General features: G+C 52.3%; 22 protein-coding genes. All 22 read left to right on the top strand.

The annotated features are described in order from the left end of the window. Positions 1-27 precede the first annotated feature (27 nt). Positions 28-1,398, top strand: a complete 1,371-nt coding sequence (gene hemA, locus A7K91_RS01745; RefSeq protein ID WP_068679052.1) for a glutamyl-tRNA reductase — start codon at positions 28-30, stop codon at positions 1,396-1,398. 62 nt (positions 1,399-1,460) lie between these two features. Beyond that, entirely contained in the window at positions 1,461-2,273 is an 813-nt protein-coding gene (gene ccsA / locus A7K91_RS01740) for a cytochrome c biogenesis protein CcsA (protein ID WP_068679050.1), read from the top strand. An 18-nt stretch (positions 2,274-2,291) separates the two neighbouring features. Further along, positions 2,292-2,966 carry a precorrin-2 dehydrogenase/sirohydrochlorin ferrochelatase family protein gene (locus A7K91_RS01735; protein ID WP_068679048.1) on the top strand — a complete coding sequence of 225 codons (675 nt, stop codon included), beginning with the start codon at positions 2,292-2,294 and terminating at the stop codon, positions 2,964-2,966. Beyond that, a complete protein-coding gene (hemC, locus tag A7K91_RS01730; protein WP_068679046.1) occupies positions 2,959-3,924 on the top strand; it encodes a hydroxymethylbilane synthase in 966 nt (321 codons plus the stop codon). The genes A7K91_RS01735 and hemC overlap by 8 nt, the downstream gene beginning before the upstream one ends. Then, entirely contained in the window at positions 3,917-5,455 is a 1,539-nt protein-coding gene (cobA, locus tag A7K91_RS01725; protein WP_068679044.1) for a uroporphyrinogen-III C-methyltransferase, read from the top strand. Before hemC ends, cobA begins: the two co-directional genes overlap by 8 nt. Positions 5,456-5,489: 34 nt before the next feature. Then, positions 5,490-6,494 carry a porphobilinogen synthase gene (gene hemB / locus A7K91_RS01720; RefSeq protein ID WP_068679042.1) on the top strand — a complete coding sequence of 335 codons (1,005 nt, stop codon included), beginning with the start codon at positions 5,490-5,492 and terminating at the stop codon, positions 6,492-6,494. Next, on the top strand, positions 6,491-7,795 hold the full coding sequence (gene hemL, locus A7K91_RS01715; RefSeq protein ID WP_068679040.1) for a glutamate-1-semialdehyde 2,1-aminomutase: 1,305 nt from the start codon (positions 6,491-6,493) through the stop codon (positions 7,793-7,795). Before hemB ends, hemL begins: the two co-directional genes overlap by 4 nt. A 184-nt stretch (positions 7,796-7,979) precedes the next feature. Further along, positions 7,980-8,951, top strand: a complete 972-nt coding sequence (locus tag A7K91_RS01710; RefSeq protein ID WP_082967172.1) for an RluA family pseudouridine synthase — start codon at positions 7,980-7,982, stop codon at positions 8,949-8,951. Positions 8,952-9,039: 88 nt separating this feature from the next. Then, a complete protein-coding gene (locus A7K91_RS01705) occupies positions 9,040-10,461 on the top strand; it encodes a LysM peptidoglycan-binding domain-containing protein (protein ID WP_068679038.1) in 1,422 nt (473 codons plus the stop codon). Positions 10,462-11,179: 718 nt separating this feature from the next. Then, positions 11,180-13,795, top strand: coding sequence for a valine--tRNA ligase (locus A7K91_RS01700; RefSeq protein ID WP_211274494.1), 2,616 nt, complete (start codon positions 11,180-11,182; stop codon positions 13,793-13,795). Between the two features lie 18 nt (positions 13,796-13,813). Then, positions 13,814-15,196 carry a bifunctional folylpolyglutamate synthase/dihydrofolate synthase gene (locus A7K91_RS01695; RefSeq protein ID WP_068679034.1) on the top strand — a complete coding sequence of 461 codons (1,383 nt, stop codon included), beginning with the start codon at positions 13,814-13,816 and terminating at the stop codon, positions 15,194-15,196. Positions 15,197-15,203: 7 nt separating this feature from the next. Beyond that, positions 15,204-16,610 (top strand): UDP-N-acetylmuramate--L-alanine ligase, encoded by a 1,407-nt coding sequence (gene murC, locus A7K91_RS01690; RefSeq protein WP_068679032.1) that lies wholly within the window; start codon positions 15,204-15,206, stop codon positions 16,608-16,610. A 125-nt stretch (positions 16,611-16,735) separates the two neighbouring features. After that, entirely contained in the window at positions 16,736-18,232 is a 1,497-nt protein-coding gene (locus tag A7K91_RS01685; RefSeq protein WP_068679030.1) for a hypothetical protein, read from the top strand. 61 nt (positions 18,233-18,293) lie between these two features. Continuing rightward, positions 18,294-18,536 carry a DUF4321 domain-containing protein gene (locus A7K91_RS01680; protein ID WP_068679028.1) on the top strand — a complete coding sequence of 81 codons (243 nt, stop codon included), beginning with the start codon at positions 18,294-18,296 and terminating at the stop codon, positions 18,534-18,536. Between the two features lie 33 nt (positions 18,537-18,569). Then, positions 18,570-19,211, top strand: coding sequence for a Maf family protein (locus A7K91_RS01675; RefSeq protein WP_068679026.1), 642 nt, complete (start codon positions 18,570-18,572; stop codon positions 19,209-19,211). A gap of 30 nt (positions 19,212-19,241) precedes the next feature. Continuing rightward, the gene (gene radC, locus A7K91_RS01670; RefSeq protein WP_068679024.1) at positions 19,242-19,931 is read left to right on the top strand and encodes a RadC family protein; all 690 of its coding nucleotides are present in this window, start codon (positions 19,242-19,244) and stop codon (positions 19,929-19,931) included. 62 nt (positions 19,932-19,993) lie between these two features. After that, positions 19,994-21,013 (top strand): rod shape-determining protein, encoded by a 1,020-nt coding sequence (locus A7K91_RS01665; protein WP_068679022.1) that lies wholly within the window; start codon positions 19,994-19,996, stop codon positions 21,011-21,013. Between the two features lie 82 nt (positions 21,014-21,095). After that, positions 21,096-21,953: a rod shape-determining protein MreC gene (mreC, locus tag A7K91_RS01660; protein WP_068679140.1), complete on the top strand. Its 858-nt coding sequence runs from the start codon at positions 21,096-21,098 to the stop codon at positions 21,951-21,953. Next, positions 21,950-22,471: a rod shape-determining protein MreD gene (gene mreD, locus A7K91_RS01655; protein WP_068679020.1), complete on the top strand. Its 522-nt coding sequence runs from the start codon at positions 21,950-21,952 to the stop codon at positions 22,469-22,471. Before mreC ends, mreD begins: the two co-directional genes overlap by 4 nt. A gap of 63 nt (positions 22,472-22,534) precedes the next feature. Continuing rightward, positions 22,535-23,203, top strand: coding sequence for a septum site-determining protein MinC (gene minC / locus A7K91_RS01650; RefSeq protein WP_425415634.1), 669 nt, complete (start codon positions 22,535-22,537; stop codon positions 23,201-23,203). Between the two features lie 3 nt (positions 23,204-23,206). Further along, on the top strand, positions 23,207-23,998 hold the full coding sequence (minD, locus tag A7K91_RS01645) for a septum site-determining protein MinD (RefSeq protein WP_068679018.1): 792 nt from the start codon (positions 23,207-23,209) through the stop codon (positions 23,996-23,998). 7 nt (positions 23,999-24,005) lie between these two features. Continuing rightward, the gene (locus tag A7K91_RS01640) at positions 24,006-25,157 is read left to right on the top strand and encodes an FtsW/RodA/SpoVE family cell cycle protein (protein WP_068679016.1); all 1,152 of its coding nucleotides are present in this window, start codon (positions 24,006-24,008) and stop codon (positions 25,155-25,157) included. Positions 25,158-25,303: the final 146 nt, after the last annotated feature.

The raw sequence follows: 25,303 nt of genomic DNA, 5'->3' as shown, positions 1-25,303 counted from the left end.
CTCTGCAGGAAAGGCGGGTGATCACGCGTGCACATTATCACAGTGGGATTGAATTATCGGACAGCTCCTGTCGAAGTGAGAGAATTATTTGCTTTGGCGGAAAAGGAACTGCCGGAAGCTCTGCAAGGGCTCATTGAAACAACAAGCATTATGGAATGTGTTATAGTGGCAACCTGCAACCGTACAGAGTTGTATGCTGTGGTAGACAGACATCAGCTTTGCGGACATCATATACGCAGCTTTATGGAAAAATGGTTTAATATGCCAAGAGCGCAGTTTACGAACCATTTATATATGTACGAGGATGAAAAGGCTATTGAACATTTGTTCAGGGTAGCAAGCGGCCTGGATTCCATGGTAATCGGGGAAACACAGATATTGGGTCAGGTAAAAAGCGCCTTCCTGCTTGCCCAAAGCAAAAAAACGACGGGAACCGTCTTTAACATGCTGTTCAAGCAGGCGATTACGATGGCGAAGCGCGCGCATTCCGAAACGATGATTGGCGAAGCCGCCGTATCCGTCAGCTATGCGGCCGTAGAGCTGGGCAAACAGATTTTTGGCCGTTTTAACGGAAAGCGGGTTATGATCATCGGCGCGGGAGAAACCGGGGAGCTTGCCGCAAAGCATCTGTACGCCAACGGAGCGGATCGCGTCATCGTCGTTAACCGCACGTTTGAACGGGCGGCGCAGCTGGCCGATAAGATTGGCGGGGTTCCTTGCTCCATGGAGGAGGCGCTTCATAAGCTGCATGACGTGGATATCGTGATCAGCTCTACGGGAGCGGACGGGTTTGTACTAAATCATCAGCACGTGGAAAAGGCAATGGCTGGCCGCAAGTCGCGTCCCATGTTTATGATCGACATTGCTGTGCCGAGGGATCTTGATCCCGCCATATCAAACGTCGAAAATGTTTTTTTGTACGATATCGACGATCTGGAGGGCATCGTGGAGAGCAATCTGGAGCAGCGGAGGCAGGAAGCCGCCAAAATCGAGGTTATGATACAAGAGGAAAAGCGGCTGTTTGACCAATGGTACAAAACGCTTGGCGTGGTGCCGCTCATTCGCGCGCTGCAGACCAAGGCGGCTGACATTCATGAGGAAACGATGGCTTCCATGAGCAACAAGCTTCCTGATTTGGAGGAGCATGAGCTGAAGGTCATTCGCAAGCTTACCAAAAGCATCGTAAATCAGATGCTGCAGGATCCGATTTTACGTATTAAAGAGATGGCTGGCGAGAAAAAGGGCGATGAAGCAATGGATATGTTCGTTAAGCTGTTTGCGCTTGAGGAAGAGCTGTCGCAAAAAGAGAACGCCTTGTCCGCGTCCCGGCCTTCCGCAGCTGCGCAAGCGAAGCCGGTCCATACCCGCGTAGCCGCGCCGGCGCTTGCTCGCCCTTAGCGGCTCCGGTCCAGGCGTGTTTCCGCCGCCATCGCATGGCATGGCAGTATTGTGGAGGGGTTATGGGAACTGCAAATTGGATCTATGACGCTATTTTATATTTATACGCCCTGAGCCTTCTGTTTTTTTTCTCCGACTTTATGAATGCAAGCCGGAGAGCAAAGCGGATTGGCGCAGGGCTGCTTGTTTTTGTATGGGTTCTTCAGTCGGGTTATTTGGTCATGAAGCTTATTTCTTATTATGATTACCCTAACCTGCCCGCGATTCAGTATTGGCTCTTTTTTTCATGGCTGCTCATTACAATTTCGCTGGTGATCAGCCGTTTTTTTTCCATAGATTACATTGTGTTTTTTGCCAACGTCATCGGCTTTGCCGTTCTGGCGTTAAATTTGTACAGTCAGCAGAGCGAAGGCTTGAATGTTGAAATTTGGCGAACGACAAGAGAGCTGCTGTACGTCCATATCAGTCTGGTGCTGTGCGCTTATGCCGCGCTAACGATCGGCGCGTTATTTGCGGGCATGTATCTGTTCCTGCATCACCGGCTGAAGCAGAAAAAATGGTCGCAAAGGTTAAGGAGATTTCCGGGGCTTGGCAGCATCCAGCGTTATATGGAGCGTGCTGTTGCCATCGGTTTGCCGCTGCTGGCCCTGTCGCTTGCGATTGCCGTCGCGTCGTTGCTGGTAGAGGGGAAAATGAGGCTTTTGCTGGATTGGAAGGTTATTTCCTCCTTTGCCGCGCTTATGATGTTTGTGTATTACGTCATTCAACGGGCAAGGAACAGGAGGCCGGGTCAACAGCTCGCCAAGCTGTATCTGGGCGCATTTGCCGTCCTGCTGCTGAATCTGATATCCAATTCGCTATCATCTTTTCATTAGCAGGGGGGGGAAGCCGTATTGAATGAGGCATCCTTTAGTTCTGCTCCCGCCTATCCGGTTTCGTTGCGCATTCAGGGCAAATTGATCGTTATAATTGGCGGGGGCAGAGTGGCGGAACGCAAGCTGAACGGGTTAATGGACGGCGGGGCCGACAAGGTGACGCTAATTAGCCCTTATGTGGTCCCGGGTATCGCGGAGCAGGCAGAGGCGGGGCGGCTGACCTACATATGCAGAGAATTTGTGCCGGACGATCTTGAGGGCGCTTACCTCGCGTTTGCCGCTTCATCCAGCGCAGCGGTCAATCTTGCCGTTATGAATGAAGCGGATAAGCGCGGGATATGGTGCAACCGGGCCGATCAGGGCGACGAAGGGAATTTTATTACGCCTTCCGTGCTGCGCCGGGAGGAGCTGACGATTGCCGTTAGCGCCGGAGGCGCAAGCCCCGCGTTGGCAAGCCTGATCAAAGAGGAGCTTGAAGCCCGATTTGGCGAGGAGGTCGGGGCTGCTCTGCGACGGCTTAGGGAACTAAGACAATATGCAAAAACGGCAATTCCGGACAGGGAGCTGCGCCGCAGCGTATTGCGGCTGGCAGCGGAGGAAGCGCTTGAGGACTGGAGCAAGGCTATACACCCGCAGCAATGGCTGAATGAGCTGCTGACGAGGACGGAAGGAAGGCTGAATCGTGATGAGTGAGAAGCAGGAGCGTACCATTGTAGTTGGGACGAGGCAAAGCGCATTGGCGCTAACGCAAACCGGACAGGTTATCGACCAGTTGGAGGCTATATGCAAAACCAACGGGCTGCCCTACACCTTTGAAATTCGGAAAATCATTACCAAGGGCGACCGCATATTGGATGTGACCTTGTCCAAGGTTGGCGGCAAAGGCCTGTTTGTCAAAGAAATTGAAGGAGCTCTGCTGGAGGGCGACATTGATCTGGCAGTACATAGTATGAAGGATATGCCCTACAAATTTCCGGAAGGGCTCATAAACGGCGCAATTCCGAAACGGGTTAGCCCGTTCGACTGCTTGATCATGAAGGAAGGCGACAGTCTTGAGGCATTGCCAAGCGGCGCCCGCGTCGGCACGAGCAGCCTTAGACGGTCAAGTCAGCTCAAGCATCTCCGTCCCGACCTGAAGCTGGAATCCATTCGCGGTAATATTGATTCCCGAATCCGCAAGCTGAAGGAAGAAGGCTTCGACGCTATCGTGCTTGCGGAAGCCGGCCTGAGCCGGATGGGCTGGGAAGGGAAAATATCGGCAACCCTCTCCTCCGATATTTGCGTGCCGGCCGTTGGTCAAGGGGCGCTCGGCATTCAGTGCCGGGAGAACGACAGCGCTGTGAAGGAGCTGCTGGCCTTGTTGAATGACACGGATACGGAGCTTGCCGTACGGTGCGAGAGAAGCTTTTTGGGAACGTTGCAGGGGGGCTGCCAGGTACCTCTGGGCGCGTATGCGGTCATTGCCAAACGCGACGAGGAAGGTCCTTTAATGGAGATGACCGGAATGGTGGGGCATCCCGACGGCTCGCTGCTGCTGAAGGAAACCTTGCAGGGCCGGAACCCCGAGCAGCTTGGAAAGCTTATTGCGGAAAAGCTTATTGAACGGGGTGCCGATGCTATTTTGGCGGAATTCGGGGGAGAGCATGAATAAAGGAATTGTTTATCTGGTTGGCGCAGGACCGGGAGACCCCGGTTTAATTACAGTGCGCGGCCTGCAATGCCTCAAAAAATCCGATGTTGTCGTCTATGACCGTCTGGCAAGCCCGAGATTGCTTCAGCATGCGCGTCCGGGTGCGGAGATGGTTTATGTCGGCAAGCTGCCGGATCGCCATACCATGAAGCAGGAGCAGATCAACCAGCTGCTGGTTGATCTTGCGCTTCAGGGCAAAACCGTAACTCGGCTCAAAGGCGGAGATCCTACCATTTTTGGACGGGTGGGTGAAGAGGCTGAGCTGCTGTACGATAATGGCGTGGAGTTTGAAATCGTGCCGGGCATTACATCCGCCATCTCGGTGCCAGCGTATGCCGGCATTCCGGTGACGCACCGAGAGCTGGCTTCGTCGCTGTCTATTGTTACAGGCCACGAAAGCCCGGACAAGCTGGACCGTTCCATTCATTGGGACAAGGTGACCAATGCTACCGGCACGCTGATCTTTCTGATGGGGGTAGCCAAAATTGGCTATATCGCGGAGCAGCTCATTCGTCATGGCAGGCCGCCGGAAACGCCGGTTGCGTTAGTTCGCTGGGGTACGCGGCCGGAGCAACGCACGTTGACCGGCACGCTAGAAAATATCGAAGAACGCGTAAAGGAAGCCGGCTTTGACCCGCCGGCCGTTATAGTGGTAGGCGAAGTGGTGCTGCAGCGGGACAAGCTGGCATGGTATGAGCGAAAGCCGCTTTTTGGCATGCGGATTATGGTTACGAGAGCACGGGCCCAGGCCAGCGAGCTAGCCGAAAAAATCGAGGAGCTTGGCGGAGAGCCTTGCGAATTTCCCGTCATTGATATCAGGGAGCCGCAAAATCCGGACATGCTGCAGAGCATTAAGGATGCATTGGAGCAAGCGGAAAGCTTTCATTGGCTAATGTTTACGAGCGTAAATGGCGTTGACTATTTTTTCCGTCATCTAAGAAGCATGAGAGTCGATATTCGCCGCTTCCACCGCGCTAAGATTGTTGCCGTAGGGCCAAGGACGGCGGAGGCGCTGGCTGAGCATGGACTTATTGCAGAGGAACTCCCTGCGCAGTTCCATGCGGAATCATTGCTGGAGAAGCTGGAGCAGCAGCTTGTCCCGGGAACGCGCGCATTGCTGCCAAGAGGCGATCTGGCCCGGGAGCTTTTGCCGGAAGAGCTGAAGAAACGCCGCGTGGAGCCTGTTGAGCTGGATGTTTACGAAACGGTTATGGCTGAAGGACAAGGGGATATAGCGCTGGAATGGCTGCGCGGGGGCGGTATTCATATGATTACTTTTACAAGCTCGTCTACGGTTGCCAATCTGCTGGAGCTGCTGCGTCTCAAGGGCGTTGAAGCTCCAAAGGAGCTGCTTGCAGCAATCCCTCTGGCAAGCATAGGTCCCATTACATCCAGAACCATGGAGCAGGCCGGTCTTTCCGTAGCTGCTGAGGCGGAGCAGTCAACGCTGGATGGCCTGCTTGACGCCATTGTCCGTTATCGCAGAGGATAATAAAATACCTACTCTTTAAGGAGGAGATTAAAGGATGAGCTTTCCCATTACAAGACACCGCCGTTTGCGGCGGACGGCGGGCATTCGCAGTCTAATACGCGAAACCATGCTCACTAGCAACGATTTTATTTATCCTGTATTTGTCACGCATGGCGAAAATGTTAAAGAAGAAATATCTTCGCTGCCGGGCGTTTACCATTATTCGCTGGATCGCTTACGCGAAGAAATTGAAGATATTGTTGCGGCGGGGCTTGCCTCCGTATTGGTTTTTGGCATTCCCGAAACCAAAGACGCCATAGGCTCGTCCGCATTTGCTAATGACGGTATCGTGCAGCGGGCAATCCGCTCCATCAAGGAATGGGCGCCGGAGATGGTCGTTGTTGCGGATACTTGTTTGTGCCAGTTTACCGATCATGGCCATTGCGGCGTTGTTCATCATGACGAAGCAACGGGAACAGCGGTTGTCGACAACGACCACTCGCTGGAGCTTTTGGTGAAAACGGCTATTTCACAAGCGGAAGCGGGCGCGGATATTATTGCCCCCTCCAATATGATGGACGGCTTTGTGGCAGCTATTCGCGAGGGGCTGGACGAGGCCGGCTACCACGAGGTTGCGATTATGTCTTATTCCGTCAAATATGCCTCTGCGTTTTACGGTCCGTTCCGGGAGGCTGCGCATTCCACGCCGCAGTTCGGCGATCGAAAAACCTATCAGATGGACCCTGCGAACAAACGCGAGGCGCTTCGCGAAGCGGATTCCGATGTGACGGAAGGCGCGGATATGCTAATGGTGAAGCCGGCGCTTGCTTATCTGGATGTGCTCGCCATGCTGAAGGAGCAGTTTGATCTGCCCGTTGTTGCGTACAATGTCAGCGCGGAATATTCCATGGTTAAAGCCGCTGCGGCTAACGGATGGCTGAACGAACGCGCTATCGTGCTGGAAACGCTGACAGGCATGAAGCGTGCGGGAGCCGATATCATCATTACCTATCACGCCAAGGATGCGGCGCGTTGGCTTAGAGGGGAGGACCTGCAATGAGCGGAGCGGGAAGAAAGTCGGAGCAAAAGTCGGCCGAGGCGTTTGCCCGGGCCAAAAAGGTTATTCCGGGCGGTGTCAACAGCCCTGTACGAGCGTTCAAATCAGTTGGCTTGACGCCGGTTTATATGGAGCGCGGCGCAGGCAGCCGGGTTTATGATATCGACGGCAACGAATATATCGATTACGTCGCCTCCTGGGGACCGCTTATTATGGGCCACGCCCATCCCGAAGTAGTCGAAGCAATCAAGCGCACGGCTGAAAAGGGGACCAGCTTTGGCGCTCCTACCGAGCTTGAAACGCTGATGGCGGAGCTGGTTTGCGAAAGAGTAGCGTCCGTTGATATTGTGCGAATGGTCAACTCCGGCACGGAAGCGACGATGAGCGCGTTAAGGCTTGCCCGCGGCTATACAGGCCGCGCCAAAATATTAAAATTCGAAGGCTCCTATCACGGTCATGCGGACAGTCTGCTCATCAAGGCGGGGTCGGGCGTTGCAACTCTTGGCTTGCCGGACAGTCCCGGCGTGCCGCCAGGTGTAGCCTCGGGTACGATTACGGTGCCTTATAATGATCTGGAATCCGCAAGTCTTGCCTTCCAGAAATACGGCGAAGAGATTGCCTGCGTCATTGTGGAGCCGATAGCCGGCAATATGGGCGTAGTGCCGCCAAAGCCCGGTTTTCTGGAGGGGCTGCGCTCGTTAACGACGCAATATGGAAGCTTGCTTATTTTTGACGAGGTCATGACGGGGTTCCGCGTAGGTTATGGCTGCGCCCAAGGGTTATATGGAATTACGCCGGATTTGACCTGCTTTGGCAAAGTCATTGGCGGGGGCCTGCCGGTTGGCGCTTATGGCGGCAAGCGCGAGTTTATGGAGATGATTGCGCCTAGCGGACCTATCTATCAGGCAGGCACGTTGTCCGGCAATCCCCTTGCGATGGCAGCGGGTTACACAACGCTCAAGCTGCTGACGCCAGCGGTGTACGAATCTTTGGAAAATAGCGCAGCGCGGCTGGAGTCCGGATTCCTGGCCAATGCCGCCAAACATGGTGTTCCGTCGGTGATCAACCGGGTAGGCTCCATGGTTTGCCCGTTTTTCACTGACCAGGCCGTAACGGATTATGAAGGAGCGAAATCCTCCAGCCTGGATATGTTCAATGCCTATTTTGCCTCCATGCTGGAGCTTGGAGTCAGCGTGGCTCCGTCTCAATTCGAAGGCATGTTTGTATCCGCCGTCCACAGCGACGCCGATTTGGATGAAACGATTGCCGCAAATGACGAGGCGTTAAGACGATTGGCCAGATAAGGCGGATTACCGGAATCAAAAGGCGGCTTTTTATGACAGCTTTAACGGCTTTGTCCGTCCTGTGTGAATAGGTCATATTGTTTTGCCGAGCCAAGCGGCGCAGCGGTCATTTCGCCGCAGCGCCGCTTTATTTATGGACCAAGCGTGAGAACAACCGCTTAAAGCGAAGGGAGCTTGCTGCGAGATGCAATTAAACGGACCTATAGAAGAAGTCTTGCGAAGGGGGGAATGGCTGGAATTAACTCTACGCAAGCCCGCAGCCGGATGGCCTGAGGCGCCAGAGCCGGGCAGCCATCCTCATGCGGTACGGCAATGGCTGCTGTCAGCATCGCCGTTCCCGCAAAAGTGGATTAACGGGTTATTTTCTATCGGCGGAATCGGCTGGTCCCCGGAAGGCCAAATAAGGCTGCACGCCTTTCCTCCCCCAAAAGCTGGCGCAGCAATGGCCGGAGCAGGGACGAAGTCAGGGGAGACGATTTTGGAGCGGCTGCCGGAGGCGCTCTTTTGCGATGATTATTGTCTCGTGATGAACAAACCTGTCGGGATGCCCGTCCATGAGTCCTTCAAGGGGCAAAAGGGAACGTTGGATGAAGCTGCTTCTACCTATCTGGCGTTAAAAGGCGATCCTTTGCCCGTCAGACATATTCATCGGCTTGATTCCGATACCTCGGGTCCGGTTCTTTACAGCACCAATACTCTTTCGCAGCTTGTGCTGGATGAAGCGATGAGGCGCAAGGATATCGGCAGGCATTATATTGCAGTTGTGCACGGAAAGGTGAAATCGGAGCGCGGAACCATTGAAGCGCCTATCGGCAAGGATCGGCACAAGGCTGGAAGGAGGCGGGTATCGCCGGGCGGCGAAGCGGCTGTAACTCATTATGAATGCATAGCCCGGCACGGAGCCTATTCTCTGGTCCGACTTGCGCTGGAGACGGGCCGAACGCATCAGATCCGGGTTCACATGAGTCATATCGGCCATGCGCTGGTTGGCGATGCTTTGTACGGCGGCGCAGTGGAGCTGCTGCGCCATCAAGCGCTGCACGGCGAAAGGCTGGTTTTTCCCCATCCTGTTACGGGCCAAGCCTGCGAGGTTTCATCGCCTTGGCCGGACTGGCTTGCGGGGTTGACGAACAGGCTTGGACTCCATGCAAATTGACAGTCATGACATAGGCGCAACTCCCATATAGATAAGTAGTGAATGTAGGCGAGACCAAGCATTCAGTATGAGAAGGGAGGACTGTGGCATGTCGAGTGGAAGCGACGGATTGCGCTTTGATGTGTACGAGCGTGTGCATTTGCCGGATGATGTTGCTGCAATAGACGAGTTGGAGGAAATCGAGTTAGTGCCCCGGATTCAGGTGCTGGACCAGGGAGACCAGGCGATTTTGAAAGGCCAGCTGCTCCTGAGCGGCGTATACCGCAGTACTGGCGGAGCCGTTGGCCCCATGACTCTGGAGCATTGGATTCCGGTGGAAATTTCTTTGCCGATGAACCGGGTATCCAGACTTGATGATATTTCCATTGAAATCGACAACTTCGATGTGGATCTGATCTCGGCAAGAACGCTCAATATTACCGGAGTGCTGTCCCTCCGGGGAATATCGGTCGAGCCTCTGGAGGAGGAGCAGTGGGAGGAGGAGCCCATTACAGCGGTGCATCAGAGGGAGTATACAGAGGTGCAGCAAGCTTCGGATATCGGCGCGCAAACAGATGAGCCGGCCTACATAACCGACAGCCGCGATGAAGAAGCCGCAATATACAACAGCAGCGACGCTGAGCAGGAGCAGCCGGAGGCTGAAATAGCGATTGAACCGGGAAGCCGGCAAGAGGGCGACTGGTTGCACTGGAATGCGAATGCCGAGGAGGAAGCGCAGCAAAACGCTGCAAATGCCTCAGCCTGGGGAGAAAATAATAGCGAAGGTGCTCCATACGGCTGGCAAGGCGATGATTACCGGCAGCCGGATGAGAGCGAAGCGGCTCAGGAAATCGAGCAAGCGATAGCCAGATGGGAGAAAACCGACTACGGCAGTGAGGCCATCCGTTTGCCGGAGCAGGAAGCCCTTTCCTACGGTGATGAACAGCCCCAGCAGACCGAGCAATGGACTCAATGGGAGCAATGGAATTCGGAAACGGAAACAGCTGGACCTATTCGTGAGCCTGAGACTTATCAGGCTGTTGCGGATACTGAAGAGCATCAAGGGGATGCTTTTGCCGTCCAAAATGATTACCAGGAGACGGAGGCCAGGGACAGCGAGGAAACAGGAGCAGCCGGAAAGCGGCCGGAGGTACAGATTGCCTTTGCCAGCAAGCCTGCGCAAGGAGCGGAGCGGGAGCATCAGGAAAGCTTTGGCTTTCGGACGATTCTCCAATCCAGCAAGCGTGAGCAAGCCGCACGGGAAGCGGCGCAGCAGCTAAGCAACGAGCAGGAAGCGGAGGAAAACGCCCGTAAGCCAGCGCCGGAGGACGAAATTCAATGGAAGCAGCTATTTCTTGCCAAACCTTCGGAGGGCAACGAGTTCCGCAGAATTCGCTTGTGCATCGTTCAGCGCGAGGAAACGCTGGAGCAGATTGCATCCCGCTATAGCATCAATCCGCGCGAGATTCTGATCCACAACCGGCTACATGAGTCGGCAGTAGAGGAAGGCCAACTCCTCTACATCCCTTAAAGCGGTAGCTCAAAAAGTCCGCTTCCCATTGCGAAACATGCCTAGCGGCATGGTCAGCGGCGAATATGGGATTCAGCCGAAACTTCCGTTGCTCACTTAGCTCCCACTAAGCTCCGATCCTCGATTTCTAGCTTCATCCCATCTTCTTGGCACTGATAACCGGACTTTTTGAGCCTTTATTGGAAAGGTCGCTCAAAAAGTCCGCTTTCCATTGCGGGTCATGACTAGTGTTTTGGCCGGCGGCGAATATGGGTTTCAGCCGAAATCTATGATGGAAGTTGACTACAGGCAAAAACAACGTTATGATATAGCAATATATGTAGAATAACATTGAAGGGGAATAATGGACAGCAAGCCTTCAGAGAGCGGAAGCGTTGCGCTGAGAGGTTCCGCAGGATGTAGCTGTTTATGGGTCGCCCCGGAGTTGCCTGTATGATGTCCCGAGTCAAGTGCATATTGACTGCATGATCATTGTGTCATGTCCATTGGGTTTAGTTCAGGCCGGCTGCAGCCGTTATCTGTTTGAGCGCCGCATACGAATCAGATTTGCGGAACAAAGGTGGTACCACGGAAGCATGACCTTTCGTCCTTTATCGGGATGAAGGGTCTTTTTGTTTTTTAGAATAATGTTTGGAGGATGAAACTCATGGCAGATCAAGAACTGAAAACGGCTGATTCTGAGACAGGAGCGCCGGCAAATGCAAAAGGTACATCTGCGATGCCTACCACTTATGATCCCAAGGCGGCTGAGCAGAAATGGTATCAATATTGGGTGGAGGGCAATTATTTTCAAGCGGGCAAACGTCCCGATGCCGAGCCCTACACGATCGTAATTCCGCCTCCCAATGTTACCGGGATGCTTCATATCGGCCATGCGCTGGATTTTACGCTGCAGGACATTTTGATCCGCACCAAACGAATGCAGGGTTATGATGCGTTATGGCTTCCGGGAACGGATCACGCCGGCATCGCGACTCAAACGCGGGTTGAGAAAAAGCTGCGCGAGCAAGGGCTTTCCCGTCATGATTTGGGCCGCGAGGCATTTCTGGAGAAGGTATGGGAATGGAAGGACCAATACGCCAATACGATTCGCGATCAATGGTCGAAGATGGGCTTGTCCCTGGATTATTCACGCGAGCGCTTTACGCTGGATGAAGGATTGTCCAAGGCGGTGCGCGAGGTTTTTGTAAGGCTGTACGAAAAAGGCTTGATCTATCGCGGCAAAAAAATCATCAACTGGGACCCTGCCGCTCGCACCGCATTGTCGGATATCGAGGTTGAGCATAAAGAGGTTAACGGCCACCTTTACCATTTGCAATATCCGCTGAAGGATGGTTCCGGCACAATCACGGTTGCTACGACGCGGCCTGAAACGATGCTCGGGGATACAGCCGTTGCCGTTCATCCCGAGGATGAGCGTTATAAACATTTAATCGGCTCCATGATCGTGCTGCCTGTTCTGGGCCGGGAGATTCCGATTGTCGGCGATGAATACGTAGATAAGGAATTTGGCTCCGGCGCGGTCAAAATTACGCCTGCCCACGATCCTAACGACTTCGAGGTGGGACAGCGCCATAATTTGCCGCAAATTATCGTCATGGACGAATCCGGCGTCATGAACGAGGAAGCCGGTCCTTATCAGGGCCTGGACCGCTTTGATTGCCGCAAAAAGCTGGTTAGCGACTTGCAGGAGCAAGGCGTTTGCGTTCTTATCGAGGACCATCTCCATCAGGTTGGCCATAGCGAGCGCAGCGGCGCCGTTGTTGAGCCGTATTTGTCTACTCAATGGTTCGTTGCGATGAAGCCACTTGCGGAAGCGGCCATTAAGGCGCAAAAATCCGGTAAAGGCGTTAATTTTGTGCCGGAGCGTTTTGAGAAGGTTTATTTGAATTGGATCGAAAATGTACGCGACTGGTGTATTTCCAGACAGCTGTGGTGGGGACATCGCATCCCGGCCTGGTATGACGAAAATACGGGTGAAATTACCGTTTCCCGCGAAAATCCGGAAGGCGACCATCTGACCCAGGACAACGACGTGCTGGATACGTGGTTCAGCTCGGCGCTATGGCCGTTTTCAACGCTGGGCTGGCCGGAGCAAACCGAAGACCTTATGCGGTATTACCCGACAAACGTGCTTGTAACGGGCTACGACATTATTTATTTCTGGGTGTCGAGAATGATCTTTACCGCACTGGAATTTACGGACGAAATGCCGTTTAAGGACGTGCTGATGCATGGGCTCGTGCGTGACAAGGACGGACAAAAAATGTCCAAGTCGCTGGGCAACGGCGTTGATCCGCTTGAGGTTATCGAGCAATACGGCGCGGATGCCATGCGTTTTATGATTTCGACAGGCAGCACGCCGGGACAGGATTTGCGCTTCCGCTTCGAGAAGGTTGAGCAGGCGCGCAATTTTGCCAACAAAATTTGGAACGCCTCCCGTTTTGCCCTTATGAATCTGGAAGGCTTTACGGCAGAGGATATTAATATTAACGTGAAGCTGGGTACGGCGGACCGCTGGATTCTGCATCGTTTGAATGAAACGGTGGCGGATGTAACCCGCATGATCGACAGCTATGAGTTTGGCGAAACCGGACGCGTGCTGTACAACTTTATTTGGGATGACCTGTGCGACTGGTACATCGAGTTTTCCAAGCTCAGCCTGAACGGCACAGATCAAGACGCCAAACGCGCCACCCAATCGGTATTGTCTTACGTGCTGGACCACACTCAACGCTTGATTCACCCCTTCATGCCCTTTATTAGCGAGGAAATCTGGCAGCATCTGCCGCATGTCGGCGACACCATTACGCTGGCGGAATGGCCGGTTTATGATCCAGCGCTGGAAGCGCCGGACGCGGTTAGAGAAATGGAGCTGCTGATGGATATGATTCGTTCCGTCCGCAACATCCGCGCAGAAGTAAACGTGCCGATGAGCAAAAAGGTCGAGCTGCTGATTAAGGCTGCCAGTGATGGCGAAGAGGCCATTTTGAAACGGAACGAAGTTTTTATCCAAAGGTTCTGCGGCACATCGCTGCTTGAAATCAGCAAGGATATCGCTGCTCCGGACAAAGCAATGACCGCCATATTGACGGGCGCGGAGCTTTATTTGCCGCTTGCGGGATTGATTGATATCGCTCAGGAGGTTGCTCGTCTGGAGAAGGAGCTTGCCAACCTGAATGCCGAGGTTCAGCGCGTGGAGAAAAAGCTGGCGAATGAAGGTTTTGTTGCCAAGGCGCCGGCCAAGGTCATTGAGGAAGAACGCGCCAAAATGAATGATTATGCAGAGAAGCGCGACAAGGTTCTGGCTCGCATTGCAGAGCTTCGCGGCTGACGGGAGAGAAGGATAGGAATGAGCGAACATCAAAAGGCTGGAGCCGAAGCAATGCTGACCTCCTATCAGGAGGCGGTGGATTGGATAAACGGCCTGCTGCCATTTGGCATCAGGCCGGGCCTGGATCGTATCCTGAGGCTGATGGAGCTGCTGGACAATCCGCATCGCCGTCTGAAATTCATTCATGTAGCGGGCACAAACGGAAAAGGCTCTACTTGCGCCTATTTAACAAAGGTGCTGTATAAAAGCGGTTATGATGTAGGTACCTTTACGTCGCCATACATCACAAAATTTACCAACCGTTTTCAATACAACGGCGAGGATATTAGCGAAGAGACGCTGCTGAAGCTGGCGAATGTGCTGAAGCCGCATGTTGAAGCTATAGCGGCTACCGAGTTGGGATCTCCAACGATGTTTGAGGTGTCTACAGCGCTGGCTATTCTTTTTTACGCTAAGGAAACTTATCCCGATTATGTCGTTTGGGAAACCGGGCTTGGCGGACGGCTCGATGTAACGAATATTGTGGTGCCCGTTGTCTCCATTATTACCAATATCGGGCATGACCATATGGATCGTCTGGGGGATACGCTGGAAGCCGTTGCTGCGGAAAAAGCCGGCATTATCAAAGCGGGAGTGCCTGTTGTCAGCGCTGCGACCCAGCCCGAGGTAATCGACGTGCTTAAACGGACGGCAGCGGAAAAACACAGCACCCTTTATTTGGCGGGCGAGCAATTTGATGCGGAGCTGCTGGAAGCGGGAGAAGATGAGCAAAGCTTTTCCTTCCGGGGACCGTTTCGTTCCATTGAGCGCTTGTCGATAACGTTAAGCGGTGCACATCAACGGAGCAATGCCGCCGTGGCGGTTATGGCGCTGGAGGTACTCCGCCAATATAACGCTCTTATCGTCGAGGACGACGTATTGGCTCAAGGCCTGCATGACACCGCTTGGCCGGGGCGTATGGAAATGGTGAGCCGCAATCCCCGCATTTTGCTGGACGGAGCGCATAATCCGGAAGGCGCGGAGAAGCTTGCGGAGACATTGCAGAGCACCTATAGCTATGACGGTCTCCATGTTATGATGGGCATGGTAGAGAATAAGAATCATGAAGATACATTTAAGCATATACTACCAATAGTGGATACGCTTATCTTGACCGAGCCGGATTACCGGTTGAAGATGGATGTGGAGGGCTTGGTCCGCATTGTGGAGAAGCTGCAGTCCAGCCGTCCCGATGGAAAACCTTTTCAGATGCTGGTTGAGAAGGATTGGAAAACGGCATTGCATAAATTACAACAGTTAACCGGGGAACGGGATCTCGGCGTCGTTACGGGAACGCTTTATTTGATAGCGGACGTACGCTCCCGCATTTTGTACAACTCGGATTCTGAAAAAGGTTGGTGAACCGTCTTTGAATACGGCAGAACACGTTCATTTCATCGGAATCGGCGGTTACGGCATGAGCGCAATCGCCCGCGTTATGCTTGAGATGGGCTACAAGGTTACCGGATCGGATGTTGCCAGACAGGAATTGACCGAAAAGCTGGCGGCAAAGGGAGCGGATATTTTTATTGGGCATCAGCCGGAGCATGTGCGCGGTGCGGATCTCGTTGTTTATTCCACGGCTCTGACAAGCGATAATGTCGAGCGCAAGGCTGCGGAGGAGCTTAATATTCCGGTGCTGCATCGCTCGCAAATGCTGGCAAGGCTTATGAACGGCGGCAAAGGCGTTGCCGTTGCCGGCGCACATGGCAAAACGACAACGTCATCTATGATTGCTCTGGTAATGGAGGCTTGCGATGCGGACCCTACCTATATCATCGGCGGGGAAATCGTTAATGTAGGCACAAACGCAAAAGCGGGCAAGGGAGAATATGTCGTTGCGGAGGCCGACGAAAGCGACGGCTCTTTCCTGCACTATCATCCCACTCTTGCGATTGTGACCAACATCGAGCCGGATCATCTGGAAAACTATGATGGCGACTTTGAAAAGTTAAAGGACGCCTACGTTCAGTTTCTGCGGCAGGTGAAGGACGGCGGCAAAGCGATTGTTTGCACCGATGACGACAATATTCAGGAGCTGCTTCCCAGAATATATGGCGAATTGGGGCAAGGCGAAATTGCAGGCTTGATTACATTTGGCATTAAGGGCGATGCGATGTTCAAAGCCGAAAATATTCAGCTGGGCGATCGGCGCGTATCCTTCGATATGTTAAAGGAAGGCCGCCTGCTTGGGAACATCGAGTTGTCGGTTCCCGGCATTCACAATGTCTATAACGCAATGGCAAGCGTCATTACTTGTCTGGAGGCTGGACTTTCCTTTGGAGCGGTAAAGGAAGCCATTAAGCTGTTTAGAGGCGCTAAGCGGCGTTTTCAGGTAATGGGAGAGGTCGACGATATTTTGGTAATCGACGATTATGCGCATCATCCCACTGAAATTCAAGCAACAATCAGCGCGGCCAAAGCAACGGGCAAGGAGATTATTGCGGTGTTTCAGCCGCAGCGTTATACTCGGACCTTTTTCCTGTTCGAGCAATTCAGCCGCTCTTTTGCCGAAGCCGATCGGGTGATCATTACCGATATTTATTCGCCTGCCGGCGAAAAGCAGATAGAAGGCGTCAACTCGGCTAAACTGGTTGAGCTGATTCGGAGCAATAGCCATGCGAAGGCTGAATATATTCCCAGCAAGGAAGAAGTGCTTGAGGCGTTGAAAACATCACTCAAACCGGGAAGCCTTGTTATTACGATGGGCGCGGGGGATATATGGAAAACGGCCGCAGAGCTGGCCAAATATTTGGAGCAGAGAAGCGGGAGATGATCTCCCGCTTTTTTTGTTGCCCTCTACATGCTTAGAGCAGGCGTTGCAGCTTTGTCACTATTTTCTTTTCATATCTCTCATTTCCGATTCATAGAATAGTAGCAGAACAGGAAGGAGAGATAGGTATGAAACCCAATAATCGGATTACATTTCGTTTTGAACATAAAGATCAACGCCCAGCGAAGCCGTTAACGCCCGGATCGCAAGACGCCGGACAAGCCTCTTCTTATGACCAAGAGCAAAATCCCGCCGGTTTGCTAGAGTTGTCCAAAGAGCGGGAAAGGAGACCGGTGCAGCCATCAAGCGGGCAAAAGGAAGGGCTGTCCTCCGGAAGCAAGGTTGTACCCTTATATGGGTTATCTACTGCGAATAGTATTGAGGAGGCCCATCCATGGAATTCTCCCTACCAGGATGATGTCAGCGCGCTGGAGCAGCTCATTAGAGGCACGGCAAGCAAGGGGAGTGTGCGGGACGCCTCCATTCAAAAAGACGGCGGTCAACAAAGCAGTGTACAAGAGGCGCAGTTAACTCCTGAACCGCGGATAGCCCTAGTGGAGCAAAGCCGTTCCGGGTATCGGGAGCGTTTGGGCAGGGAGGAGCCTCCTGTTGATATTGCTGCCGCAATACCGAATGAAGAAGCCGAAGGAAGGGGCGGTTATGGTTCTGCGATACGTCGCGCTTCGTCAGCGTCCCCATCCTGGCTGAAGGTTGTTTTTTCCGTAGCAGGCGCGCTGCTGACGGGGGCCTTGTTTGGCTATTTGCTGCTTGCCCTCTTCATAGGGCCGCATTTGCTTCCAGGAGTGAACAAGGAGCCGGGCGCGGTTCCGGCAAACGCCGTTATTGATCCGGAAGACACAGAAGCATCGGGGGATACAGAAGGCAATAACGGGACAGCGGCGAACGATGGCACTGCTATTGGCGCTGGTTCACCTGTAGGAGAAGCCCAGCCTGTTGGAGGCGAAGCGGGAGGAGCAAATGCCGGTGCGCCTATGGTGAGTTTAGGTGATGTTTCTGCAAGCTACACCTTTTTGCAATTCGGTGTTTTTTCGCAGGAGGAAGGCAGGGATGCGGCATTGGCTGAGCTGAGAGGGAAGAAGCTGCCAGCGGTTTCCTACGACAGCGGAAAGGACTTACGCGTATTTGCTGGCATTGCGAACGGAAACGTCATGGCGGAGGGGTTGATCAAGCGGCTGCCCGATCTGCTCCTGTACAAAAAAGAAATGACGCTTGAAGCTCCTGATAAGATGCCGTTTAAAGGAAAAGAGGAGGACGCCGGTCTTTTTTTCGCCCGCACCAACGAACTGTTGGCCATGTGGTGCAGCTTGACGGAAGCGCAATTGGAGCAAAGCTCGCTTTCCCCGCTGGGCTCCGCAGCGGCCGCCGCCTGGAAGGAGAAGCTGGAGCTTTGGCAGCAAAGCGCCGCTACTATGAAGGAGGGTTTGCCGGCCGGAGACGAAAACCGCTATTTCGAGGGCATGTCGGAAGGCATGCTGCAGGCATCGGTCGCGCTGAACGAATATGACAAAAAGCCCGGGGAAGCCGCGCTTCGAAAACTGCAGGAGGGAATGCTGAAGGCGATTGTTTCCCAAAAGGAATGGTTTGAGTCTATGAGCGCATTGTAAAGGATAGATAACCTGCGTATAATGGATACAGGTGTCATCTCGTGGCGAAAGGGCTTGAACAATGAAGAAAAACGGCTGGGTTCTGTTTTTGCTGATTATGTTGGGTTTGCTGGCCGGCGCGCTGGTTGCAAGATGGCTGGAGCCTGTTCAGGGCATTTCCTTTCTCACTCGTCCGCTTGTGACAAAATGGTCGCCTTCCGTTGATTTGTATGTGCTTAGCTTTGATCTGTCGCTTTCGATTCAGATCAGCCTGCTTAGCATCATTGGCGCAATCGTTGCGATCTGGGCTTACAGGCGCATGTAGGCGCGTGTGGAAAAAAGGAGTGTAAACTTATTCATGCTGCAAAACCCTATAGGGATTAGCCGGCTTGTGCTGGCTTCATCATCACCGCGCCGGAGGGAACTGGTCGCAAGTCTGGACCTTTCCTTGCCGGTTTCTGTTTTGTCCCCTGATGTTGACGAAAGCGTGTTGCCGGCATGGACGCCAGATGAAACGGTCAGGCAGCTCAGCGCCGCAAAAGCGCAGGCTGCTTTGGAGCTGTTGAAGGGACGATCCGGGGCAGAAGGCGATGAGCTTCTGGCGCTGGACGCTGTTATAATAGCTGCGGACACCGTTGTTGCACTGGACGGCGAAGTGCTTGGGAAGCCGCTTGACGAAAAGGATGCGGCAGCCATGCTGATGAAGCTGCAGGGCAAACGTCATGAGGTGTATACAGGCATTGCCGTGCTCCAGTCAGGAAACGGCCAGATGCATGTTGAAAGCAAAAAAACAATCGTCACAATGAAACCTTTTACTGAAGAAAAAGCAAGAAAGTATGCGGCAACCGGGGAGCCGCTCGACAAAGCCGGAGCGTATGGAATTCAAGGCTTGGGAGCTACGCTGGTGGAGGAGATTGAAGGCTGCTATTTTAATGTAGTAGGACTTCCTTTGTCCCTTCTGGCGGATATGCTGGAGCCCTACGGCATCCAGGCCATTTGAAACCACTCTTTTGCAAAGGCGGGTTATTGAATGGATTTGCAGTCGACGGCATTGCGTGATGTCCCCCGTGAAGATCGTCCCAGAGAACGTATGATGCAAGTTGGAGCGGAATCGCTCAGCCATGCGGAGCTGCTTGCTATTTTGTTAAGAACCGGAACCCGGAAGCAATCCGCGCTTCATTTGGCGAGCGCGGTGCTTAAGCAATGCGGCACGCTCCGCAATCTCATGGATATGAGCATGGAGGAGCTGACCTCTATACGGGGCATCGGTCCCGCCAAAGCGATTCAGCTCAGAGCTGGCATCGAGCTTGGCAGACGTCTGGCCAAAAGCGGCAACTGTGAAGTAGTGACGGTGCGGTCCCCAGGCGATGCTGCGGAATATGTGATGGACGAGCTTCGTTATTTGAAAAAAGAACATTTTGTCTGTCTGTTCCTCAACACCAAAAATCATATTATTGCGCGCGAAACGTTGTCAATCGGCACGTTAAATGCTTCGCTGGTTCACCCCAGAGAGGTATTCAGAGCTGCTATCAAATGCAGCAGCGCATCTCTCATCTGCGCGCATAATCATCCAAGCGGAGACCCTACGCCTAGTCCGGAGGATGTTTCCTTGACCAAGCGTCTGGCGGAGGCCGGTCTGCTGGTCGGCATTGAAGTGCTGGATCATCTTGTGATCGGGGATGGAAAATATGTAAGTTTGAAGGAGCAGGGTTATCTGTAATATAATAATAAAGATTGTTGCGAGTTGAAGTGATTGTTCTCGCACTAGAAGGGAGCAAGGTTATGTTTGGAGGCTTTACAAAAGATTTAGGAATTGACTTGGGCACTGCCAACACGCTTGTTTATGTGAAGGGTAAAGGAATTGTGGTCAGGGAGCCGTCTGTGGTTGCCTTGCGTACCGATACAAAAACGATTGAAGCCGTAGGCGAGCAAGCCAAAAAGATGATTGGCCGGACGCCTGGAAACATCCGCGCAGTTCGTCCCATGAAGGACGGCGTTATTGCCGATTTTGAAACAACGGCTACAATGATCAAATATTTTATTCGCAATGCACAGAAGCAAAAATCGTTGTTCCCAAAGCATCCCAACGTTATGGTATGTGTTCCTTCCGGCATTACGGCGGTGGAACAGAGAGCCGTTGAGGATGCCGCCAAGCAGGCGGGGGCGCGCGAGGCTTATACGATTGAGGAGCCCTTTGCGGCGGCAATCGGCGCCGATTTGCCGGTTTGGGAGCCTACGGGCAGCATGGTAGTTGATATTGGCGGCGGCACCACGGAGGTAGCTGTTATTTCGCTTGGCGGCATCGTGACCAGCCGCTCCATTCGCGTAGCTGGCGATGAGATGGATGAGGCGATCATTCAATACATCAAACGCCAATACAATCTGATGATTGGTGAAAGAACCTCCGAGCAGCTAAAGATGGAGATTGGTTCCGCTCTGCAGCTTGACCAGCCGGAAACGCTGGAAATTCGCGGGCGCGACCTGGTTTCAGGCCTGCCGAAGACGCTTCCGATTACTTCGGACGAAGTTACCGATGCTTTGCTGGATACTATTAACGCCATCGTCGAAGCGGTCAAGGTGACGCTGGAGAAATGCCCGCCAGAGCTGTCGGCGGATATTATGGACCGCGGCATCGTTCTGACAGGCGGAGGAGCGCTGCTGCGCAATCTGGACAAGCTGCTGCAGCGGGAAACCGGAATGCCGGTTATCGTTGCCGACAATCCGCTGGATTGTGTAGCTATTGGCACCGGGCGTTCGCTGGATAATATTCATCTGTTCAAAAAAAGAGCTTCGAAGAGATAAAAGGTTAAGGAGCGGGAAAAAGCAATTCCAGTCGGGGTAGGTGATCGGGCTGTTAAGTTTTTTTAGAAATAAACGGGTTCTTATGCTGATGGTCGCATTTATCGTTTTTATTGCGATCATCGGCTTTTCCTTGAGCGACCGCAAGGAGCTTACGTGGCCGGAGAAGGTGCTCAGAGATACGACCGGCTATGTGCAGATGTGGTTTTACAAGCCCGCTGGCTGGATAGCGGGCTTCTTTGAAGATATTGGGGATTTACGAAGAGTGTACGAGGAAAATGAACAGCTCAGAATGACGGCAGCGGCTTATGCGCGCGACAAGGTCACTTATAATTTCATAAAAAACGAAAACGAGCGCCTGCAGAAGGAGCTTCATTTTACTGAACAGCAGAAGCAAATGAATAATTACAGCTATCTGATTGCGCAGGTTGTTTCTGTCAGCAATGATGCCAATAACCGTGCAATGATCATTAATTTGGGCAGTAAAAACGGCGTCAAAAAAAATATGGCGGTCGTAAACATAGATGGCTTGATAGGCATCGTCAATTCCGTTACTCCGTTTACCGCTTCCGTTACGCCGATTACGGAGCTGAATGAAACGTCGCCTAATTCCAATTCCATTGCAGCAACCATCGAAGGCCGCGAGAATGAATCGTTTGGCATACTTAGCACTTATAACAAAGAAACCGGAAGACTCAGCATGACCCGCATCCCTGAAAACGACAAGCTTGAAATCGGGGATACCGTCATTACTTCCGGGAGCGGCAATATTTATCCGCGCGGTTTGCGTGTCGGCACGATTGAAAGCAAGCAGGTCGGAGAGTTCGCGCTTACTTATACCGCAACGGTCAAGCCATCCGCAAGCTTTGATCATTTGACCGAAGTGTTTGTTGTTTCGGTTCCCGAAATCGATGATTCCGAGCCGGGAGACGTGGAGGAATGAGCACTAATCGGATCATTTTTCTGATGCTGCTCCTGTTTGTGTTAGAAGGATCGCTTGTGCCATGGCTTATTCCGGAAGGCTTTGGCGGTCGTATCATTCCGCATTTTGTTTTTGTTTTTGTTATGTATTCCGCCTTGTATGCCAATCGGCATCAAGCGCTGCTTCTGGGCGCGGGCTTTGGCCTGCTGCAGGATGTCGTCTATTACGGCCATTTGATAGGCGCTCACTTTTTTTTGATGGGTTTGTGCGGCTACTTTGCCGGCATTCTGATGGAGAAAAAACGCGCAACCATCATGATGGCGCTGACGATTATCGGCTTTGCGTGCCTGCTGTATGACACTGGCCTCTTCTTTATTTATAAGGTTTTTCGGATCACAGAAGCGTCCTATGCTTGGGCGTTAACGAACCATATTTTGCCCAGCCTGTTTCTTCAGCTTGCTTTTGCCCTTGCCTTATATGTGCCGCTGAGGCGCATGTTTGAGTCCAGAAGCCTCATCGCGGAGGGCGATGAGGAATAAATTGGCGGACCTCGGCAGGAATTTGGCAAGGCAAGCAAGAATTGAATAGGTTGGGGAGGGACAATCGTGACCGGAAAACAGCATATTATGATTAAAGGCGTCAAGGAAGGTCTTCTGTTCCTTCTCGACGATAGTTGCCCGTTTGAGGATTTATTGGCGGAATTGCACCATAAGCTTGAAAAAACGCATCAACAGCTGCTTAGCGGTCCGCTTGTGCATGTTCATGTCAAGCTAGGGACAAGGCTAATTACAGAAGAGCAGAGGGAACAATTGACTGATATTATTCGATCGCAAGGCAATTTGATCGTAGCTTCCGTTACAAGCGACCAGCCCGAAGCTCGCGAGGGCAGCGGCTTTGGCGGGAACATCAATACGATCACAGCCATCGTGCGGTCCGGACAAACATTGGAGCATGAAGGCAACCTGTTGCTGATTGGCGATGTCAATCCCGGAGGCACGATTTTGTGCAGCGGAGATATATATGTGCTAGGCGCGCTTAGAGGTATGGCCCATGCGGGAACGGACGGATGGAAGGACGCTATCATCGCCGCGTCGCTAATGAGACCTACTCAGCTTCGCATTGCTGATGTAGTAAGCCGGCCGCCCAAGGAGTGGCTAAGCAATGAATCGGCGATGGAGTTTGCTTATTTGGACCAGGGCCAGATGCAGGTTGACAAGCTGTCACAATTGGTGCGGATGAGGCAGGAGCCTATTTTGTTTAAGGGAGTGTAGGGCATGGGAGAAGCGATTGTAGTTACATCGGGCAAAGGCGGCGTAGGAAAAACAACCACCTCCGCTAATATCGGCACGGCGCTGGCGCTGCTCGGAAAAAAGGTTTGCCTGGTGGATACGGACATCGGCCTTCGCAACCTCGACGTCGTTATGGGATTGGAAAACCGGATAATTTATGATTTGGTTGATGTGGCAGAAGGCCGCTGCCGTCTGAATCAAGCGCTTGTAAAGGACAAGCGGTTCGATGAACTGTATATGCTGCCTGCCGCGCAGACAAAAGATAAAGATTCCGTGAAGCCGGAGCAGATTCGCACCATCGTTCTGGAGCTCAAGCAGGAGCATGATTATGTCATTATCGATTGCCCTGCCGGAATCGAGCACGGATTCCGCAACGCTATAGCAGGCGCCGATCGGGCGATTGTTGTAACCACGCCGGAAAATGCAGCGGTTCGCGACGCCGACCGCGTTATCGGATTGCTGGAAGGCCAAAAAATTCCCTCCAAGCTTGTTATCAACCGAATCCGCTCCACGATGATGAAAAATGGCGAAATGCTTGATATTGATGAAATTTGCCAGGTGCTTGCTATTGATTTGTTAGGTATTGTACCCGATGATGAAAAGGTCATTTCCGCATCGAATAGCGGCGAACCTACCGTTATGAATCCCGCATCGCGCGCTGCGATTGCTTACCGGAATATTGCAAGGCGCATTTTGGGCGACATGGTGCCGCTGATGGTGCTGGATGAAAAAGCAGGTGCGTTCAAGCGGTTCCGCAAGTTTCTTGGAATAGGATGATTGCCTGGTGCTTAATAAACTGAAAAAGCTGGATTTGGGCATCATAGCCATCTTATTATGCCTGATGGGAGTTAGCGTTGTCGCTGTTCACAGCGCCACTCTCTATACCGCCGGTTTCAACAACCTTGAAATCAAACAACTCGCTTATTACGGTCTTGGTTTTTTTATAGCGATTGCATCCGTATTTTTTGATTACCGGATTGTGCTCAAAAGCTGGCTTGTGCTCTACGGTATTGGCATTACGCTGTTGATTTTGGTGTATTTTGTAGGGGCTGAACTTAACGGAGCCAAAGGCTGGTTTAAGCTTATGAATGGGGCTATTTCCGTTCAGCCAGCGGAAATTGTTAAACTTATTTTGATTATCGGACTGGCTTATTTAATAGGGCGCAGGCAAGGCGACAGACTGAATTTCTCCAATGATTTGCTGCCGATATTCGCCTTTTCCTTTCTGCCGTTTTTGCTCGTTATGATCCAACCCGATTTAGGCAATGCGATTATTTATATCGTTATTGTTGTGGGGATGCTGTGGATCGGAAATGTAAAGTATGTGCATGCTGCTATTGGCCTTGCCATTGTTGCGGGCTGTGTGGTTCTGTTTATGAGTCTTTTCAATGCTTTTAATGAAGAAATCAAGGATTTCCTCAAAGAGCAGAATAAAATACATTGGTACGAACGCATTAATACTTTCGTGAATCCGGAACAAGCCTCAAAGGACGCAAGGCATCAAGCTGAAAACGCGGAAATGGCAATCGGATCGGGCGGCTTAAGCGGTCAAGGTTATCTGCAAGGAAAGTTGAAAAATGCCGGTTTTATCCCCTATGCTTACTCCGATTCTATTTTTGTGGTGGTTGGCGAGGAGTTTGGCTTTCAGGGAGCGGCCATCTTGCTGATGCTTTATTTCCTTCTTATCTATCGAATGATCATGATTGCCTTCAAGTGTTATGATCGAAAGGCATCGTATATTATAATCGGCATCGTTTCCATGTTTGTGTTCCAGATTTTTCAGAATGTCGGCATGATGATAGGGCTGATGCCCATAACTGGTATTACGCTTCCATTTGTCAGCTATGGGGGCTCCTCGCTGATTATCAATATGCTGTCGATTGGTCTTGTGTTTAGCATAAAAGCGCATCAAGAGGTATATGAGCTGGCTGAATAACCGCCAAGCTTCTGAGCTGGAATCGGCGAATCTGGTTTGTTCTATGTGTTCAAGAGATATAAGCATCTATGCTTGACCCACAATGCTTCCAAAAAACTGGATGTTGAAAACATAGCTACCCAACGAAGGTTCTCTCCGTTATGATG

The sequence above is a fragment of the Paenibacillus oryzae genome, from assembly GCF_001675045.1.
Classification (GTDB): domain Bacteria; phylum Bacillota; class Bacilli; order Paenibacillales; family Paenibacillaceae; genus Pristimantibacillus; species Pristimantibacillus oryzae.
The sequence above is the reverse complement of the archived record's forward strand: the minus strand, read 5'-3'. Positions and strand labels throughout refer to the sequence as shown.

Excerpts from the sequence above, each read along its gene's own strand:
- ccsA (WP_068679050.1), top strand. The coding sequence starts at position 1,461 with ATGGGAACTGCAAATTGGATCTATGACGCTATTTTATATTTATACGCC.
- hemC (WP_068679046.1), top strand. The coding sequence starts at position 2,959 with ATGAGTGAGAAGCAGGAGCGTACCATTGTAGTTGGGACGAGGCAAAGC.
- cobA (WP_068679044.1), top strand. The coding sequence starts at position 3,917 with ATGAATAAAGGAATTGTTTATCTGGTTGGCGCAGGACCGGGAGACCCC.
- hemB (WP_068679042.1), top strand. The coding sequence starts at position 5,490 with ATGAGCTTTCCCATTACAAGACACCGCCGTTTGCGGCGGACGGCGGGC.
- hemL (WP_068679040.1), top strand. The coding sequence starts at position 6,491 with ATGAGCGGAGCGGGAAGAAAGTCGGAGCAAAAGTCGGCCGAGGCGTTT.
- A7K91_RS01710 (WP_082967172.1), top strand. The coding sequence starts at position 7,980 with ATGCAATTAAACGGACCTATAGAAGAAGTCTTGCGAAGGGGGGAATGG.
- A7K91_RS01705 (WP_068679038.1), top strand. The coding sequence starts at position 9,040 with ATGTCGAGTGGAAGCGACGGATTGCGCTTTGATGTGTACGAGCGTGTG.
- A7K91_RS01700 (WP_211274494.1), top strand. The coding sequence starts at position 11,180 with ATGCCTACCACTTATGATCCCAAGGCGGCTGAGCAGAAATGGTATCAA.
- A7K91_RS01695 (WP_068679034.1), top strand. The coding sequence starts at position 13,814 with ATGAGCGAACATCAAAAGGCTGGAGCCGAAGCAATGCTGACCTCCTAT.
- A7K91_RS01685 (WP_068679030.1), top strand. The coding sequence starts at position 16,736 with ATGAAACCCAATAATCGGATTACATTTCGTTTTGAACATAAAGATCAA.
- A7K91_RS01680 (WP_068679028.1), top strand. The coding sequence starts at position 18,294 with ATGAAGAAAAACGGCTGGGTTCTGTTTTTGCTGATTATGTTGGGTTTG.
- A7K91_RS01675 (WP_068679026.1), top strand. The coding sequence starts at position 18,570 with ATGCTGCAAAACCCTATAGGGATTAGCCGGCTTGTGCTGGCTTCATCA.
- radC (WP_068679024.1), top strand. The coding sequence starts at position 19,242 with ATGGATTTGCAGTCGACGGCATTGCGTGATGTCCCCCGTGAAGATCGT.
- A7K91_RS01665 (WP_068679022.1), top strand. The coding sequence starts at position 19,994 with ATGTTTGGAGGCTTTACAAAAGATTTAGGAATTGACTTGGGCACTGCC.
- mreC (WP_068679140.1), top strand. The coding sequence starts at position 21,096 with ATGCTGATGGTCGCATTTATCGTTTTTATTGCGATCATCGGCTTTTCC.
- mreD (WP_068679020.1), top strand. The coding sequence starts at position 21,950 with ATGAGCACTAATCGGATCATTTTTCTGATGCTGCTCCTGTTTGTGTTA.
- minD (WP_068679018.1), top strand. The coding sequence starts at position 23,207 with ATGGGAGAAGCGATTGTAGTTACATCGGGCAAAGGCGGCGTAGGAAAA.